Origin of the sequence: Methylomonas rapida (assembly GCF_024360925.2) — a bacterium.
Taxonomy (GTDB): Bacteria; Pseudomonadota; Gammaproteobacteria; order Methylococcales; family Methylomonadaceae; genus Methylomonas; species Methylomonas rapida.
This window is the reverse complement of sequence record NZ_CP113517.1, coordinates 1,088,453-1,103,461: the sequence shown is the minus strand read 5'-3', so window position 1 is coordinate 1,103,461 and position 15,009 is coordinate 1,088,453. Positions and strand designations below refer to the sequence as shown.

The following is a 15,009-nucleotide window of genomic DNA, read 5'->3' as shown; positions in this document are numbered from 1 at the left end:
CGTCGAGCACTGCATTCCGCTCAAAAGGTTTTTTCCAGCAAAGGATAGACTGACAAATCGGGCCGCCGCCTTTCCTGCTGTCTGTGATTTCTTTTACGTGACTCGACCTCTGACGACTGCCGGCGATCGTTACGCCAGCTTCTGACAACAAAATTAGAGGCCGTTAATTCTTTGGGACAATTGCTGGAATCATCCCCAATTTGCAAGTGTTTTTTATACTCCGATCCATTGAAAGCCTTGATCAATCTTAGCCTTGCAGATTCGGAGCAAAGACGCACCAAGGCATGCCTTTCGATGATACGTCTTTCCTTATTGACCAGCGCAATCATCTTGATCGCCTTGATCTGGCCTTTTTTGTGGAACAGACCGCCTTTCAAAAGTGACTGCAGCCCATCCGCCAACTCATCGATATTGATCGATTTCGGCAAATTTTTAACAATCATATACATGAATGTGCTCCATTCAATACATGTAGACCCACCAGCAGGTTAAGGTTGCGATACCCTGACTTGATCCGGTTGGACAAACTATTGATTCGTTCTTCGGCCCCGCAATCTCATCGCAAGCCCGCCTAGCCCCAACAGCAGAAATGTACCGGGTTCAGGAACGCTGCCGGCTGGACGTTGATCCTCCACGACGATGCCGGATGGTAACGACTCAGTTTGCGGAACGACAGCAGCATCAGTGACATCATTCAAAGCTTGATTACCCAGATCTAATTCATCGACACCACTGTTGTCGGTACCGCCATTGTTGCCGTTATTGCCACTGCCGTTGTTGGTACCACCATTGTTGCCGTTATTGCCGCTGCCGTTGTTGGTTCCACCATTGTTGCCGTTATTGCCGCTGCCGTTGTTGGCACCACCATTGTTGCCGTTATTGCCGCTGCCGTTGTTGAAGCCACCGCTGTTACTGTTGCCGTTTGTCTTGGCGACAACCGCGGTAGTGATCATCGATAAACCCAGTGTAATCAACGTTAACACGAGCAATTTTTTCTTAAACATGAGCACCTCCAACGCGAAAATTTTACCTATAGCCCGAAGTAGTCATTCAGCTCGGGTTTACTGCTTATACTTGCGGATCGTTGCTCTTGCAAAACCTGACACGCAAAGGCGTAAAGGACTGAACTCGGTATATGAGTAAATTATCCAGCGCCGGAACACTCCCGACTATTTATCGCCGGGTATATTTTTCTAAACTTTAGATATAGAACCCCGACGGCTTCCGGGCCCTCGCTCGGGGGAGAAAAATATCGATTGCCCTTGACAGGCCCGCTCATGGCATAATTTTTAATTTGCCTTTAAGCAAGGGCGCACAAAATTTTTCCGATAACAGCCAAAAGGCTTTAGATCAGATCGGCAATTTCAATGACTAACAAAGAGGAAACCATGCAGAAATTCTTAGCATCAACGCTGGGTGTCATAGCCTTGACCGTCGCGTTCACAACGCACGCTGAACCATCCGCAACGGCAAACATCCCCGAAAAAGTCAGCAGCAATATCTTGAAACGCCATCCGCAGGCGCAAGGCTTGCAAGCAAGCTATGAAACGCACTTCGGCCAAAAATTGTTGGAAGTCCGCTTCAAGGATGAAAGCGGCCAGGAAGTAATGGAATTGTTCAATGACAAAGACCATTTATTCACCAACGAAGTGACGGTGGAAAATCACAACGATATTTTTCCGCCGGTCATAGCCACCCTAAAAAAAGAATTTCCGGGATACAGCATCCAAAAAGCCGAATTGATCGCAAATCCCAATGGTACTGGCGAAGAATATGAAATTTACCTGACGGCCGATGGAAAAAACTGGAAAGTGTTCTTGAATGGACACGGCGCGATTCAGTCAAAACAGCAATTAACCGACTGATCATCGATGATGCTTTTTTTCGCCTAGAGAGATGACAGCATGAACCCACAGGAACGAGATCAACTCAACCAATTTTTGCAACAATTGACCGACGTCAAACTGACGGCAAAGGATTCAGAAGCCGAAGCCTTGATCCGCGATGCCATCACGCGTCAACCCGATGCCGCTTATCTGTTGGTGCAACGCTGCCTGTTGCAAGATCGGGCGCTCCTCGCGGCTCAATCTCGGATATCAGAGCTACAAGACCAGTTAAAACAGCAGCAAACCGCAACATCGGCCACTGGCTTCCTGAACGACAACCCCTGGGCGACCGCTTCAGCGGCAGACAATCGCGTACCCGGCGCCTCCAACTATCAAATGCCGCCCCGAGCCGTGCCGGGCAATATGAATCTTGCGCAAGCCGCCCCGCAAAATCAGGCGTCCGGCATGGGTTCCAGTTTTCTCGGCAATGTCGCGACCACGGCCGCCGGTGTCGTTGCGGGTTCGTTTCTGTTTCAAGGCATAAACAACCTGTTAGGCAACCATCACTCGCCTTCGCCATCGCAGGCGCAAACGGGTGGTGAGCAACATGCCGCCGAACCACAGCCCGCCGAGCAAACCGTCATCAACAATTATTACGGTGACGCCGACCAAGCCGTCCAGCATGCCGACTACAACCCTTTTCTCGCCAGCGACGACAGTGAAGGTTTCTTTGATGATGGCGGTTCGGAATCAGACTGGATTTAGGCCCATCGTCGGGTTACGACCAGACCGTAACCCGACCTGCCAAGGTAATATAGGGGTATAAGATTCGTTGGAGCTCGCCCTAATCCCGGCCAGCCGATGCAGCCGTCGACGCAAGATGCACAGCGCGATCGATCTCCTCAAAGGTATTATAAAAATGCGGCGAAAACCGGATGCCGCCTCCGCGCGGCGCGCACACCACGCCGTTTTTCTGCAAATGCCGGTATAACACGTCGCTAGCAAGCGTCCTGTGCTTGAAAACGACAATGCCGGACTGCAGCCGGCTTTGCCGCCGGGACAATAAAACCAAGTCGTCCTTGGCAGCGATGGCGGCTTTTAGATGCTCGGCACGCTCTATCACTTGCGCCTCGATGGATTCCATGCCGATTTCCAATAACAAGGACAAACTGGCCGACAACGCATGAATACCCAGCATATTGGGACTGCCGCATTCGAAACGCCGCGCCGACGGATGCATTTCCCAAGGCTCGTTTTCGTAATTGTGGGTATCCTTCATCATGTGCCAGCCGAATTGGGTCAATTTCAGCTTGTCCCTGGATTCCGCTGAGGTATAAAACACTCCAAGACCTTCAGGACCAAACAGCCATTTATGCCCGTCGGCCATCACGAAATCGGCCTTGTAGGCCTGCACGTCAAACTCGACAGCCCCGAGGCTTTGAATCGCGTCGATGCAGAACAGGATCCCGCGCTGCCGGCAAAATTCACCTATGCGCTCCAAGTCCATCCGGATACCGGAAGCGAACTGAATCGAGCTGATCGTCAGCAAGCGGGTATGCTCGTCGACCAGCGCAAACAAGGCATCCTCCGGCGTAGCCGCGCTGGATAAATCGGCCTGGCGGAATTGGACGCCTTGATCGGCCAAGGATTGCCACGGCAGCCGGTTCGAAGGAAATTCCTCGTTGCTGGATACGATATTGTCGCCTGCTTGCCATGACAAACCATAAGCCACGAACGACAAGGCCTCGGAAGTATTTTTGACCAATGCAATATCGTCAAACGACGGCGCGTTGATCAGCGTCTGAAACTGTTGGCGTAATTCGGTTTCCTTCCGCAGCCAATCGGGATAAAAGTGCGAGCCATAACGGCAATTTTGTTCGGCAAAGCGAACCACCGCATCGCGAGTTCGTTTGGGCCAGGGCCCGACCGCGGCGTGATTCAAATAAATCAGTTCTTCGCTCAATGGAAATTCGGGGTGATTCATAAACTAACTCCCTGGAAAACATAACTGCATCAACGAATGACTGGCGTGGAATCGAGCAAAACTCTTACAATCCAGCCATATTTTTTCACGGCAAGATACCCATGATCGACTGGAACACCACTTACGCGGCCATCTGGCGCCAACGCCAGGCCTACTTGCGCCCGGTCACACAAACCGACCCCATCCGCCTGGAACAACTGCTGGGCATAGAATCGCAGAAACAGCAGCTGATAGCCAACACCGAACGCTTCCTGGCCGGCTTGCCGGCCAACAATGCGCTGCTATGGGGCGCCCGCGGAACCGGCAAATCCTCATTGGTCAAAGCTCTGTTGAATACTTTCAAAGACCGTGGCTTACGCATCGTCGAAGTCGATAAACACGACCTATTGTACTTGCCGGAAATCGTCGACGACATCCGCGAGCATCCGCAGCGCTTCATCATTTATTGCGACGACTTGTCGTTCGATGCCGGCGACAGCCTCTATAAACCTTTGAAGAGCGTGCTGGAAGGCTCCATCGAGCTGCCACCCGACAATGTATTATTCTACGCCACCTCGAATCGCCGACATTTATTGCCTGAGCAGATGCGCGACAATCTCGACACTCGGTTGGTCGACGGCGAGGTGCATTATTCCGACACCGTCGAGGAAAAGATCTCGCTGTCGGATCGTTTTGGCTTACGCCTAGCGTTTTATCCGCAACCCACGCAAACCTATCTGGACATCGTGGACAGTTATTTCGCCGATTTCAACGGCGATCGGAGCGCCTTGCACAAGGCGGCACTGGATTTTGCCCATCTGCATGCCAGCAAAAACGGTCGTACGGCCAAGCAGTTTTTCAATGCCTACGGTACTGCCGACTATCCTGATACCGGTGATCAGTAACAATAGAGAGGTCCAGGCCACGAGATGATTGTTATCTAACAGGCATGATTAGCGGAAACGAGAAACGCTCGGTTAAAATTCCCGCCTGTCGTTGAATGCGTGGGACAGCGTGCCGCTGTCGATGAATTCCAGTTCGCCGCCCATCGGCACGCCGTGAGCGATGCGGGTGGCGCGAATATGGAACTTGTTGGCGATTTCGCCGATGAAATGAGCCGTGGCCTGGCCTTCGATCGTGGAGTTCGTCGCCAGTATGATTTCCTTGATCACACCGCTGGCCAGACGCTGCTCCAACAAGTCTATGCCGAGTTGATCCGGGCCCATGCCGTCCAGCGGCGACAAGCGTCCGTGCAGCACGAAATATTTGCCTTTGAAGCTGGTGGCCTGATCGATCACCCAGACGTCGGCCGCGCTTTCCACGATGCACAACACCGCATCGTCGCGCTGCGGATTTGCACAGACCTCGCAGACTTCGGCCTCGGTCAGGGTACGGCAATCGCGGCAATAACCGATGTTGTCCATGGCTTGCGAAAGAACGCGGCTCAACTGCCGGCCACCGTCACGATTGCGCTGCAGCAAATGAAACGCCATGCGTTGCGCGGATTTTTGCCCAACGCCAGGCAAACAGCACAGGCTCTGGATCAGCTCTTTCAGCAAACCTGGGTTCTGCATGCTTAAAACGGCATTTGAAACCCGGGCGGCAACGGCATGCCGGACGTGACGTCGGCCATTTTTTCCTTCTTCATTTTGTTGACCTTATGCACGGCATCGTTGATCGCCGCCGCCACCAGGTCTTCCAGCATGTCCTTGTCGTCGCCCACCAGCGATGGATCGATATTGACCTTACGCACCTCGCGTTTTCCGGTCATCAATATCGTCACCAATCCGCCGCCCGATTCGCCTTTCACCTCCATGGCTTCCAGCTCTTCCTGGGCTTTTTTGAAGTTTTCTTGCATTTTTTGGGCTTGCTGCATAATGCCAGCGAGTGCGTTTTTCATGATTTCTCCCATCTAGTTGATCGGTTCTATGCTGCCAGGCATGATCCTGGCGTCAAACTGTTCCTTCAATGCCCTTGCATTGGGGTCATTGTTGATGTCGTCGACGGCGGCCTGCTGCCGTTCTTCGCGCGCTTTTTGCATTTCCAGCGCCGGTGTCATTTGCTGAATGATTTGCGGCGTAATCTGCAGTTTTAAAGGCTTGCCAAAATATTTTTGCAAGGCATCGCGCAACTTTTCCTCGGCAACCGCCCCCACCCGTTGAAAGCCGGGATCGATCAACAAGCGGCAAACGTTATCTTCGATGCCATCCAGCACGCAATTGTTGGCCAATTCACGGGTACGGCCGCCGATATTCAATGCGGCAATGATGTCACCCCAATTGTCGGATTGAGCCGCCACTGCGCCGGCCTCAGGTGGCGGCGAGGCAACGGGATTATCGGCAGTATGGGGAACCGATACAGACGCAGATGGCGGCGTCATAGCCGACTTTTGCTCAACGGTTCGAACAGGGGCGGACGCTGGTTTCTGCTGGGGTACCGCGGCGCGGGCCTGGGGGACGGCCGGCGTTTCGCTGTTTTGCGGACGAAACGTCAGCATTCTGAGCACCACCATCTCGAAGCCGCTACGCGGGTCCGGCGCCAGTTCCAAATCGCGTTGCCCGATCAAGCCGATTTGATAGAACAGTTGCACGTCTTCCGGCGAAAGAGCCTGCGCCAGTTCGTGCAGAAATTGCTGATCGAATTCCTGATCGATAAAATCCGGCAGTTGCTGCAATAACGCCACCCGATGCAACATGCGCAGTATTTGTTGCAGAATATCGGCAAAATCCGGCGTCAACTCGGCCGCATCGGCAATTTTTGCCAGCACGGCTTTACCGTCTTGCGCGGCCAGCGCGCGCAGAATATCGTCTATCGGCTGCTGGGCGACCGTGCCGAGCATGCCGCCAACATCCGCCAGATTGACGCTACCGCTACCGTAGACGATGGCCTGATCCAGCAAACTCAGGCCGTCGCGCATGCTGCCGTCGGCCGCCCTGGCCAACAATTTGATGGCTGCGGGATCGAAGGCGATTTTCTCCTCGTTCAGGATAAAACTCATCTGCTTTTCAATCTGGTCCGGCAGCAAACGTTTCAGATTGAATTGCAGACAGCGCGACAGCACCGTCACCGGAATCTTGTGCGGATCGGTGGTAGCCAGCAGGAATTTGACGTGCGGCGGCGGCTCTTCCAGGGTTTTTAACAGCGCATTGAAGCTGTGCCCGGACAGCATGTGCACTTCGTCGATCAAATAGACTTTGTAGCGGCCTTGATTGGGAGCGTATTGCGCATTGTCGAGCAGATCGCGGGTATCCTCGACCTTGGTGCGCGAGGCGGCATCGACTTCGATCAAGTCCATGAAGCGGCCCTGTTCGAAATCCTGGCAAACCTGGCATTTTCCGCAAGGGTTGCTGTCTTGCAGATTTTCGCAATTGATGGCCTTGGCCAGAATGCGGGCAACGGTGGTCTTGCCTACGCCACGCGTACCGGTGAAAAGATAAGCATGGTGCAATCTGTCATGCTGCAAGGCATGTATCAGCGATTGACTGACGTGTTCCTGACCGACTAACTGAGTGAAGTTGCTGGGACGCCATTTTCTGGCAAGAACCTGGTAAGCCATTAGCGACGCGGGCGGGGGAAAGATGGGCGGTTACCATGCCAGCCGCATCCCGGCACACGAATCCGCTACTACCGTTGCTTCCTTCCGGACCTGGCGGGGTTCGTAGCGTATCGTTGCGAGAGGACCGACACGGTAACCATTATTATCGGCTGTCTGCCGAAGAGCGCGCATTATGACCAAATCCGACGCGCTTGGCAAGCCTTTATTGAAAATTAATCGATTTAACCATCGTACCGATCGCATGCCCGAACGATGCGCCGAATTTACCGGCCAAACGATCGATCAAACGTTCTTGCGGCGTGAAGTTCAAGGTCTTTTCCGTACCCAGCTCATCGCGGGCGACCGAATCGATGCTGCCAAAGCCATCCGCCAAGCCGAGCTTTACGCCCTCCTCGCCGGTCCAGACCAGGCCGGAAAACATCTCCGGCGTTTCCTTCAAGCGATCGCCGCGCGCCTGCTTCACCGCGCTAATGAATTGCTGATGCACCTGATCCAGCAACGATTGCATATGCTTGGTTTCCCGCTCCTTCACCGGCGAAAACGGGTCGAGCAGGGCTTTATGTTCGCCCGCCGTCAATAAGCGGCGCTCCACGCCCAGCTTTTCCAGCACATTGCTAAAACCAAAACCGTTCATCACGACACCAATCGAACCGATGATGCTGGCGGGACTGACATAGATTTTGTCACTGGCGGACGCAATATAATAGCCACCGGACGCACACATATCGCTGACGACCGCATAAATCGGCATATCCGGATGCTGGGCTTTTTGCCGGCGAATTTCATGGTAAACATAGGCCGACTGCACGGCGCTGCCACCCGGTGAATTGATGTTTAAAATGACGCCGGAGGTATTTTTGTCTTCGATCGCCTCGCGCAAGCCCTGGATGATGTTATCGGCACTGGCCGCTTCGCCCTCGGCGATCATACCCATCACATCGACCACCGCCACATGCGGCTTACCGGCACTGATATCCGCCTCGAAGCGCGGATAAACCACCAATGCCAATGCAACCGCCAGATAGGCAAAGGTCAGGAATTTGAAAAAAATCCCCCAGCGCCGGGCTCTTTTCTGCTCATCGATGGCCGAAAACGCCAGCTTTTCCAAAACCTCTTTTTCCCAACCGTCTGCATTATTATGGGATGTAGTCGAATGTTGTTGATTTTCCATATATAAACCTCTTAGATGATTCCTAACAACTCAGTTGCAGACGATAGACAACACAAGGGCCGATATTGTTTCAGCGTCACTGCTGAATGCGCACCACAGGTTACGGCGATTGCGTCAATTTCGGCGTTTATCGCCATTTGCAGGTCATGCACCGAATCTCCCACCATCAACGCTCGCCGCTTGTCAACACCCAGTTCGGCGATGATTTCGGTCAACATCAATGGATCGGGCTTGGACGCCGTTTGATCCGCGCAACGCGTGGTACAAAACAGATCCGCCACACCGGTGCCGGCAATGGCTTGCGCCAAACCCTTGGATTTTTTGCCGGTAGCCACCGCCAAGCGATAACCGTCTTGCCTGAGCCTAAGCAGCATGTCGCGAACCCCCGGAAAAAGATCGTCCGGGCCGATTTGCCTGGAGAAAAAGCCCTGCCCGTAATGAAACGCCAGTTTCGCGCGCGTTTCGGCATCTTCGTCCGGAAACAAGGTCTTGATCGCATTTTCGATGCTCAAGCCTATGATGTCCTTGGCGGACTGCGCATCAGGCACCCGGCAACCGTGATGCAGCGCGGCTTGTTGTATGCAATGCACGATCCAGTCGATGGAGTCGACCAGGGTGCCGTCCCAATCGAATATGATCACATCAAAGCGTTTTTTCATGATCCAGCAGAGCTTGTAAGTCAGCGGGCAAAGGCGCGACAAAGTGCAGTGGCACGCCTGTCAAGGGATGCGCAAAACGCAATTGCTCGGCATGTAAAAACAAACGCTTGTAGCCACGCTTTTTGAAAGCCTTGTTGACCTCGTTTTCGCCGTAGCGTTCGTCGCCGACGATAGGATGCCCCAACCAGGCCGCATGCACGCGGATTTGATGAGTGCGTCCTGTTTTCGGCGCCGCATGCACCAATGTCGCATCCTCAAAGGTCTTCAACCGTGTGAATAGGGTTTCAGCCACCTTACCGGCCTGACTGACCGTAACCATGCGCTCGCCGCCCTGGCTGACGTTTTTCAGCAACGGCACGTCGACCAGTTGTTTTTTGCGTTTGAATTGGCCGGCCAGCAAAGCCAGATAGGTTTTCTGGATGCCATCGCCACGAAACATCTCATGCAACACTTTCAAGACCGAGCGTTTTTTCGCTATCAATAAACAGCCGGAGGTGTCCTTGTCCAATCTATGCACCAATTCCAGAAACTTTTGCTGTGGCCGAATTTGCCGCAAAGCCTCGATCACACCGGAATTGACACCGCTACCGCCATGCACCGCAAAGCCGGCAGGCTTGTTCAAGACAATGAAACCGTCGTCTTCGAACAAAATGTGGTTCTCCAGACTGTATTTCAAGGTGGGCTGCACGATGACGTCATCCGGCTTTTCCGCCACGCGCACCGGCGGAATCCTGACGATATCGCCCATCGCCAATTTGTAACTGACCTCGACCCGGCCTTTGTTCACCCTGACCTCGCCCTTGCGAACCATGCGGTAAATACGGGTTTTGGGTACGCCTTTCAAGAAACCGATGAGGAAATTATCGAGTCGTTGCTCGCAATTGGCTTCGCCGATTTCCAGCCATTGCACTTGTGGATTGTTCTGTTCGGATGCGGTTTTCATGCCACAAATGATAACAATTTCTCCAACAGCCATGTTTAAAATTGCTGCCACTGACAAACATTGCTATATTAGGCCAGTTTATCTATAGATAGACTTGATAAAAAATACCTTATGGCCTCGGCGCCAGACGTCATCGCCAAGCAAAAGAATTTTTTCGGGTTTTATCGCTCAACCCATGATGAGCGACTGCATCCAACTCTAAGAGCTCAGTAAAAACAGATCGCCCAATATCCAAGCGCCATCTCGGCAAGTCCGATAATTCGCTGCTCCAAACACAACATCCATTGCCGTTTTCAGCCAGCCTGGCCGCTCCTTTAAAGAAAAAGAATAGATGGGATTAGCCCGCCTTCCGCGACATAAACTGTTTGATAGCTCTTCGGTAGGATACATATAACAACAAGGATAATTGAATGAAAAGAATGCTTATCAACGCCACGCAGCCCGAAGAGCTGCGAGTGGCATTGGTAGATGGTCAAAAACTTTACGATTTTGACATCGAAGTTCCGTCCAAAGAACAAAAAAAATCCAACATCTATAAGGGCATCATCACCCGAGTCGAACCCAGCCTGGAAGCCGCCTTCGTCAATTACGGCGCCGAAAAACACGGTTTTCTACCGTTCAAGGAAATTGCCCCTGAATACCGCAACGTCAGCGACGCGGAAGAAAAAGCCAACAAAATCGGCATCCGCGAAGGTCAGGAAATCGTCGTTCAAATCGAAAAGGAAGAACGCGGCAACAAAGGCGCCGCCCTCACCACCTACATCAGCCTGGCCGGCACCTATCTGGTGCTGATGCCGAACAACCCCAAGGCTGGCGGTATTTCCCGCCGCATCGAAGGCGACAACCGCAGCGAATTGCGAGAAACCATGGCCGCGCTGGAAATCCCGGACAGCATGGGCCTGATCATTCGCACGGCCGGCTCCGACAAGAGCGCCGAAGAATTGCAATGGGACTTGAATTACCTGCTGCAACTGTGGGAAGCCATCGAACGTTCCAGCCACGAACAAACCGCGCCCTTTTTGATCTTCCAGGAAAGCAACGTCATCATTCGCGCCCTGCGCGACCATTTGCGCGGCGACATCGACGAAATCCTGATCGACCAGGAAGGTGCCTACAAACTGGTGCACAATTTCCTGAAACAGGTGATGCCGCATAACCTGCACAAGGCCAAGCTGTATCAGGACAGCGTACCGTTGTTCAGCCGTTATCAGATCGAAACCCAGATCGAAATGGCTTACAAACGCGAAGTATCGCTGCCGTCCGGCGGCTCCATCGTGATCGACCATACCGAGGCCCTGACTTCGATCGACATCAACTCGGCGCGCGCCACCAAGGGCAGCGACATCGAGGAAACCGCGCTGAACACCAATCTGGAAGCCGCCGACGAAATCGCCCGCCAATTGCGTTTGCGCGACTTGGGCGGCCTGTTCGTGATCGACTTCATCGACATGATGTCGAACAAAAATCAGCGCGAAGTGGAAAACCGCCTGCGCGACGCCTTGAAAATCGACCGCGCCCGCATCCAGACCGGCCGCATCTCGCGTTTCGGCCTAATGGAAATGTCACGCCAGCGCCTGCGTCCGTCGCTGGGCGACTCCACCCAATTGACCTGCCCGCGCTGCAAGGGCCAAGGGACCATCCGTAACGTGGAATCGGTCACGCTGGCCGTCTTGCGTTTGATCGAGGAAGAAGCGATGAAAAAAGGCACCGAGCGCGTCATCGCGCATTTGCCCATCGATTGCGCCACCTTCTTGTTGAACGAAAAACGGGCCTCCATTCAGGAACTGGAAGCCAGGCTGAAAGTCAACATCGTCGTACTGCCCAGCAAACACCTGGAAACGCCGGCTTACGACATCGAGCGCATCAAATCGCTGGAAGGCCTGGAAGAAAAACCGAGCCATCTGCAAATCAAGGAAGACGACATCACCGTGCCGGAATTTGCCAAACAAGCATCAACGAAAACAGAACGAGCCGCGGTCAAGGAATTCTTGCCGGACGCCCCCGCGCCAGTGCAAAACAAAAAGACATCGACCAGCCTGATCCAACGCTTCTGGCAACGCTTGATCGGACAAGCCAAGGTAGAAGAAAAAACGGAATCAGTCGAGAAAAAGAGCGAAGGCAAATCCAAATCCAGCCGTAATGCACGGCGCGACCGAGATCGGGATCGGGAACGTCCCGCCGGCGGCCGTAACCCACGCCGAGGCAACAAACGCACCTTCAATCCGGCGCAAGGCACTGACACAGCGGCTCCGACCGAGGAAAACCTTCAGCAAGCGCCCGAATCGGCTGAGAACAACGAAGCCTTGCAGAACAAGCCCGCGGGTGAACGCCCCGCGCGCCGTGGACGCAATCGCCGCCGCAATCCGCGCAATACCGGCGACAGAAGACAAGAACAGACAGGCAGCGAGGGCAGTGATAATCAGTCCCCCGCCGCAAACAACACCAACGACAATGCGCCACGTCCTTACGCCAGCGAGTTCGCTGAACGCAAGCAGCGTGTCGAGTCGGAACCACAAGAGGCGAGATCAAGCGAATCGTCATCTCAGCCAACGCACTCCGCAGCCGAAGACTAAGCCAGGCCGAGATTCATCCCGCCTTCAACTTCTTAGCGAGTGAAGGCGGGGGGTTCTTGCGCCGTTTGAGTCAGCAAAAAGCAAAAGCTTTTTACTCCGAAACCCAATCCAGCAACAGGTCATTCAGGGACACGCCAAATATTCCATCCGTTCGGACCAAGCCTATCGAAGCCCTGGTTTTTCATCGCCGACCTTCGTCGACAGGATTCTCCTGAGTGAAGTCGAAGGACTCGGACGAACCCAAATTCATCGCGCGCAGTCTTGGTTGTTGCCGCAACAGCATTCGATGCCGACCAGCGTTTGTCATTTTAGGGAGCACGAAAAATCTCAAACAGTCATCACCATAAACAATGACACCCAACGGTTGAAGGCATAAATCCTATGCCCCATTAATTGCCTTCGTGTATTTCGTGCTTTTCGTGGTCTATCGATGTTTTTACCCTGAAACTCATCGTGGGAGCGACGCCGTCGTCGCGACGAAGGCGTCGCTCCTACAGAAACTTTCATCTGCCAGGGCGATACCGAGCCTTCATGAGCGTTAGCTTAATCGGCATTTCTATATCAGACTACCGGGTTTCCCGAAAAATCAACACCGCACCGACCACCTTGCCATCGAGTTGCATCGGATGCGCCGTGCATTCGACCGCAAAATTACTGCCGTCCTTGCGCCGGAACCTTTCCAGCGTCCGCTGCGGACTGCCACTGCGAAACGCATCGTAGATTCCGCATTGCGCGCTTGTCACCGGCGATCCGTCCGCATGGCCGACATGTATCGTCGAGCAGGTATCTTGATTCAGCAACTCTTCCTGTAAATAACCCAACATATCCAGCGCGGTGCGATTGACGAAGGTACAACGCCCCACGGTATCCATTCCGATAATGCCCTCGCCGGCCGACTCCAGCAACAGCCGAAAGCGCGATTCGCTTTTGCGTAACGCGGCTTCCGCCCGCTTGCGCTCGCATAACTCATTATCCATACGGGCATTAGCCGCTTCCAGAATCGCGCTTTGTTTTTCCAGCTCCGAAGTACGCTGGGCAACCAGCTCTTCGAGACGTCTTCGATAATAGAGCAGCTCCTGCGCGATTTCCTTATCCGCTGTGATATCGACCAGCACGCCCTGCAGGCATAATGCGCCGCGCGCCTCGTCCCGAACAACGTTGGCCTCGTCCAAAAACCAGCGTACCTGGCCATTTTGCTTGAGCAATCTATATTCGCAGCGTAACGCCGATTGCTGTTGATAGGTTGTCGAATAAGCCTCGATCACATGCTGCCTATCGTCCGCATGGACCTGTTTCAGAAAACCGTCGGACTCGCCCAGCCAAAAATCCGCTGGAAAGCCTAATTGCCGAATCTGCGGACTGACATAAAGCAGTTCCCCCGGATTGTCCAGCGAGGCAATGTAAGTAATGGCGGGTATCTGCTCCACCAAAGTGCGGTACTTGGCCTCGGCCTCACGCAACTGTTCGACGGCCTCGATTTTCTCTTGAATGTTCCGTTGCTCCCGCAACGCACGCAATACCACCGCCGGCAGCCATTGCAGGGAATCTCCATCGGAACCCTTGACCACGTAATCGCGCGCGCCCAACTTCAGCGCATCGACCGCCACCATCGCGTTATCCGAGCCCGTCAGCATGACCACTGGCATCGGCAGTTCGCCCGATTCCTCCGCCAGTTCCGCCAGAAACTCCACGCCGGTCAAATCCGGCAGATGATAATCCAGCAACACGCAATCGACCGCTTCGGAACGGGCCAGTTTGAGGCCTTGATTGGCCGTTTCCGCTTCGAACAGCACGAAATCGCAATCCTGCGCTTGGGTCAGCGCGCGCTTGCATGCCATGCGATCGAACTGATCGTCGTCTACCAGCAACAAGCGAATGGTGGGTTTATTTTGCATGGTATTCATAAGGGAGACTCGCTGATGGTCCAATAGGCGTCTATGGTACGCATGATGTCGACGAAATGATTATATTCAACCGGTTTGCGCATGTATCCAGCCACGCCCAGCTCAAAACTTTCCACCTTGTCTTGCTGCTCATCGGAGGTAGTGAGCGCAACCACGGGGATGCATTTCAGTTCGGGAATGTTTTTGAACACCTGTAAGAATTCAATGCCAGTCATGACAGGCATGTTGATGTCAAGCAATATCAGGCAAGGACGTTCATGACTGTTGTCCCGCAAATAGGCCAGGGCTTCCTCGCCGTTTTCCACATGCGCGAGCGGATTATTGACATGCAGCTCTTTTATCGCGCGTCGCACGGTCATCGCGTCCACGCTATCATCTTCGATCAGTAAAATGGGCTTGTTTTTAACTCTCATG

General features: G+C 53.6%; 15 protein-coding genes and 1 other RNA gene. 4 read left to right on the top strand and 12 right to left on the bottom strand.

The genetic code is table 11. The features are described 5' to 3' along the window. Positions 1-20 precede the first annotated feature (20 nt). Positions 21-449, bottom strand: a complete 429-nt coding sequence (locus NM686_RS05195; RefSeq protein WP_255186821.1) for an RNA recognition motif domain-containing protein — start codon at positions 447-449, stop codon at positions 21-23. Positions 450-527: 78 nt separating this feature from the next. Continuing rightward, positions 528-1,004, bottom strand: coding sequence for a PEP-CTERM sorting domain-containing protein (locus NM686_RS05190; RefSeq protein ID WP_255186820.1), 477 nt, complete (start codon positions 1,002-1,004; stop codon positions 528-530). A 384-nt stretch (positions 1,005-1,388) separates the two neighbouring features. Here NM686_RS05190 and NM686_RS05185 point away from each other — a divergent pair, with 384 nt between their 5' ends. Both NM686_RS05185 and NM686_RS05180 read left to right on the top strand, forming a co-directional pair. Further along, complete coding sequence (locus tag NM686_RS05185) at positions 1,389-1,865, top strand: hypothetical protein (protein WP_255186819.1); 477 nt, start codon at positions 1,389-1,391, stop codon at positions 1,863-1,865. Positions 1,866-1,904: 39 nt separating this feature from the next. Next, positions 1,905-2,591, top strand: coding sequence for a DUF2076 domain-containing protein (locus NM686_RS05180; protein WP_255186818.1), 687 nt, complete (start codon positions 1,905-1,907; stop codon positions 2,589-2,591). Positions 2,592-2,670: 79 nt separating this feature from the next. Here the strand turns inward: NM686_RS05180 and NM686_RS05175 are convergent, their stop codons facing one another. Continuing rightward, positions 2,671-3,810 (bottom strand): aminotransferase class V-fold PLP-dependent enzyme, encoded by a 1,140-nt coding sequence (locus NM686_RS05175; RefSeq protein ID WP_255186817.1) that lies wholly within the window; start codon positions 3,808-3,810, stop codon positions 2,671-2,673. Between the two features lie 101 nt (positions 3,811-3,911). Here NM686_RS05175 and NM686_RS05170 point away from each other — a divergent pair, with 101 nt between their 5' ends. Beyond that, positions 3,912-4,694 carry an ATP-binding protein gene (locus NM686_RS05170; RefSeq protein ID WP_255186816.1) on the top strand — a complete coding sequence of 261 codons (783 nt, stop codon included), beginning with the start codon at positions 3,912-3,914 and terminating at the stop codon, positions 4,692-4,694. A gap of 72 nt (positions 4,695-4,766) precedes the next feature. Here the strand turns inward: NM686_RS05170 and recR are convergent, their stop codons facing one another. The 7 genes from recR to rluC form a co-directional block, all read right to left on the bottom strand. Then, positions 4,767-5,363, bottom strand: a complete 597-nt coding sequence (recR, locus tag NM686_RS05165) for a recombination mediator RecR (protein WP_255186815.1) — start codon at positions 5,361-5,363, stop codon at positions 4,767-4,769. Between the two features lie 2 nt (positions 5,364-5,365). Continuing rightward, a complete protein-coding gene (locus NM686_RS05160; protein WP_255186814.1) occupies positions 5,366-5,689 on the bottom strand; it encodes a YbaB/EbfC family nucleoid-associated protein in 324 nt (107 codons plus the stop codon). A gap of 12 nt (positions 5,690-5,701) precedes the next feature. After that, on the bottom strand, positions 5,702-7,345 hold the full coding sequence (dnaX, locus tag NM686_RS05155; protein WP_255186813.1) for a DNA polymerase III subunit gamma/tau: 1,644 nt from the start codon (positions 7,343-7,345) through the stop codon (positions 5,702-5,704). Positions 7,346-7,378: 33 nt separating this feature from the next. Continuing rightward, positions 7,379-7,475, bottom strand: an RNA gene (gene ffs, locus NM686_RS05150) — signal recognition particle sRNA small type. Between the two features lie 72 nt (positions 7,476-7,547). Beyond that, positions 7,548-8,516: a signal peptide peptidase SppA gene (gene sppA / locus NM686_RS05145; RefSeq protein ID WP_255186812.1), complete on the bottom strand. Its 969-nt coding sequence runs from the start codon at positions 8,514-8,516 to the stop codon at positions 7,548-7,550. Positions 8,517-8,527: 11 nt separating this feature from the next. Further along, positions 8,528-9,175 carry an HAD-IA family hydrolase gene (locus NM686_RS05140; RefSeq protein ID WP_255186811.1) on the bottom strand — a complete coding sequence of 216 codons (648 nt, stop codon included), beginning with the start codon at positions 9,173-9,175 and terminating at the stop codon, positions 8,528-8,530. Then, positions 9,159-10,118 carry a 23S rRNA pseudouridine(955/2504/2580) synthase RluC gene (rluC, locus tag NM686_RS05135; protein ID WP_255186810.1) on the bottom strand — a complete coding sequence of 320 codons (960 nt, stop codon included), beginning with the start codon at positions 10,116-10,118 and terminating at the stop codon, positions 9,159-9,161. The genes NM686_RS05140 and rluC overlap by 17 nt, the downstream gene beginning before the upstream one ends. Before the next feature lie 410 nt (positions 10,119-10,528). Here rluC and NM686_RS05130 point away from each other — a divergent pair, with 410 nt between their 5' ends. Then, entirely contained in the window at positions 10,529-12,691 is a 2,163-nt protein-coding gene (locus NM686_RS05130) for an Rne/Rng family ribonuclease (RefSeq protein ID WP_255186809.1), read from the top strand. A 566-nt stretch (positions 12,692-13,257) separates the two neighbouring features. On the opposite strand, the gene NM686_RS05125 is transcribed toward NM686_RS05130, so the two are convergent. Both NM686_RS05125 and NM686_RS05120 read right to left on the bottom strand, forming a co-directional pair. Further along, positions 13,258-14,595 (bottom strand): PAS domain-containing response regulator, encoded by a 1,338-nt coding sequence (locus NM686_RS05125; RefSeq protein ID WP_255186808.1) that lies wholly within the window; start codon positions 14,593-14,595, stop codon positions 13,258-13,260. Then, the gene (locus tag NM686_RS05120) at positions 14,592-15,008 is read right to left on the bottom strand and encodes a response regulator (protein ID WP_255186807.1); all 417 of its coding nucleotides are present in this window, start codon (positions 15,006-15,008) and stop codon (positions 14,592-14,594) included. The genes NM686_RS05125 and NM686_RS05120 overlap by 4 nt, the downstream gene beginning before the upstream one ends. Position 15,009 lies beyond the last annotated feature (1 nt).

Excerpts from the sequence above, each read along its gene's own strand:
- NM686_RS05195 (WP_255186821.1), bottom strand. The coding sequence starts at position 449 with ATGTATATGATTGTTAAAAATTTGCCGAAATCGATCAATATCGATGAG.
- NM686_RS05190 (WP_255186820.1), bottom strand. The coding sequence starts at position 1,004 with ATGTTTAAGAAAAAATTGCTCGTGTTAACGTTGATTACACTGGGTTTA.
- NM686_RS05185 (WP_255186819.1), top strand. The coding sequence starts at position 1,389 with ATGCAGAAATTCTTAGCATCAACGCTGGGTGTCATAGCCTTGACCGTC.
- NM686_RS05180 (WP_255186818.1), top strand. The coding sequence starts at position 1,905 with ATGAACCCACAGGAACGAGATCAACTCAACCAATTTTTGCAACAATTG.
- NM686_RS05175 (WP_255186817.1), bottom strand. The coding sequence starts at position 3,810 with ATGAATCACCCCGAATTTCCATTGAGCGAAGAACTGATTTATTTGAAT.
- NM686_RS05170 (WP_255186816.1), top strand. The coding sequence starts at position 3,912 with ATGATCGACTGGAACACCACTTACGCGGCCATCTGGCGCCAACGCCAG.
- recR (WP_255186815.1), bottom strand. The coding sequence starts at position 5,363 with ATGCAGAACCCAGGTTTGCTGAAAGAGCTGATCCAGAGCCTGTGCTGT.
- NM686_RS05160 (WP_255186814.1), bottom strand. The coding sequence starts at position 5,689 with ATGAAAAACGCACTCGCTGGCATTATGCAGCAAGCCCAAAAAATGCAA.
- dnaX (WP_255186813.1), bottom strand. The coding sequence starts at position 7,345 with ATGGCTTACCAGGTTCTTGCCAGAAAATGGCGTCCCAGCAACTTCACT.
- sppA (WP_255186812.1), bottom strand. The coding sequence starts at position 8,516 with ATGGAAAATCAACAACATTCGACTACATCCCATAATAATGCAGACGGT.
- NM686_RS05140 (WP_255186811.1), bottom strand. The coding sequence starts at position 9,175 with ATGAAAAAACGCTTTGATGTGATCATATTCGATTGGGACGGCACCCTG.
- rluC (WP_255186810.1), bottom strand. The coding sequence starts at position 10,118 with ATGAAAACCGCATCCGAACAGAACAATCCACAAGTGCAATGGCTGGAA.
- NM686_RS05130 (WP_255186809.1), top strand. The coding sequence starts at position 10,529 with ATGAAAAGAATGCTTATCAACGCCACGCAGCCCGAAGAGCTGCGAGTG.
- NM686_RS05125 (WP_255186808.1), bottom strand. The coding sequence starts at position 14,595 with ATGAATACCATGCAAAATAAACCCACCATTCGCTTGTTGCTGGTAGAC.
- NM686_RS05120 (WP_255186807.1), bottom strand. The coding sequence starts at position 15,008 with ATGAGAGTTAAAAACAAGCCCATTTTACTGATCGAAGATGATAGCGTG.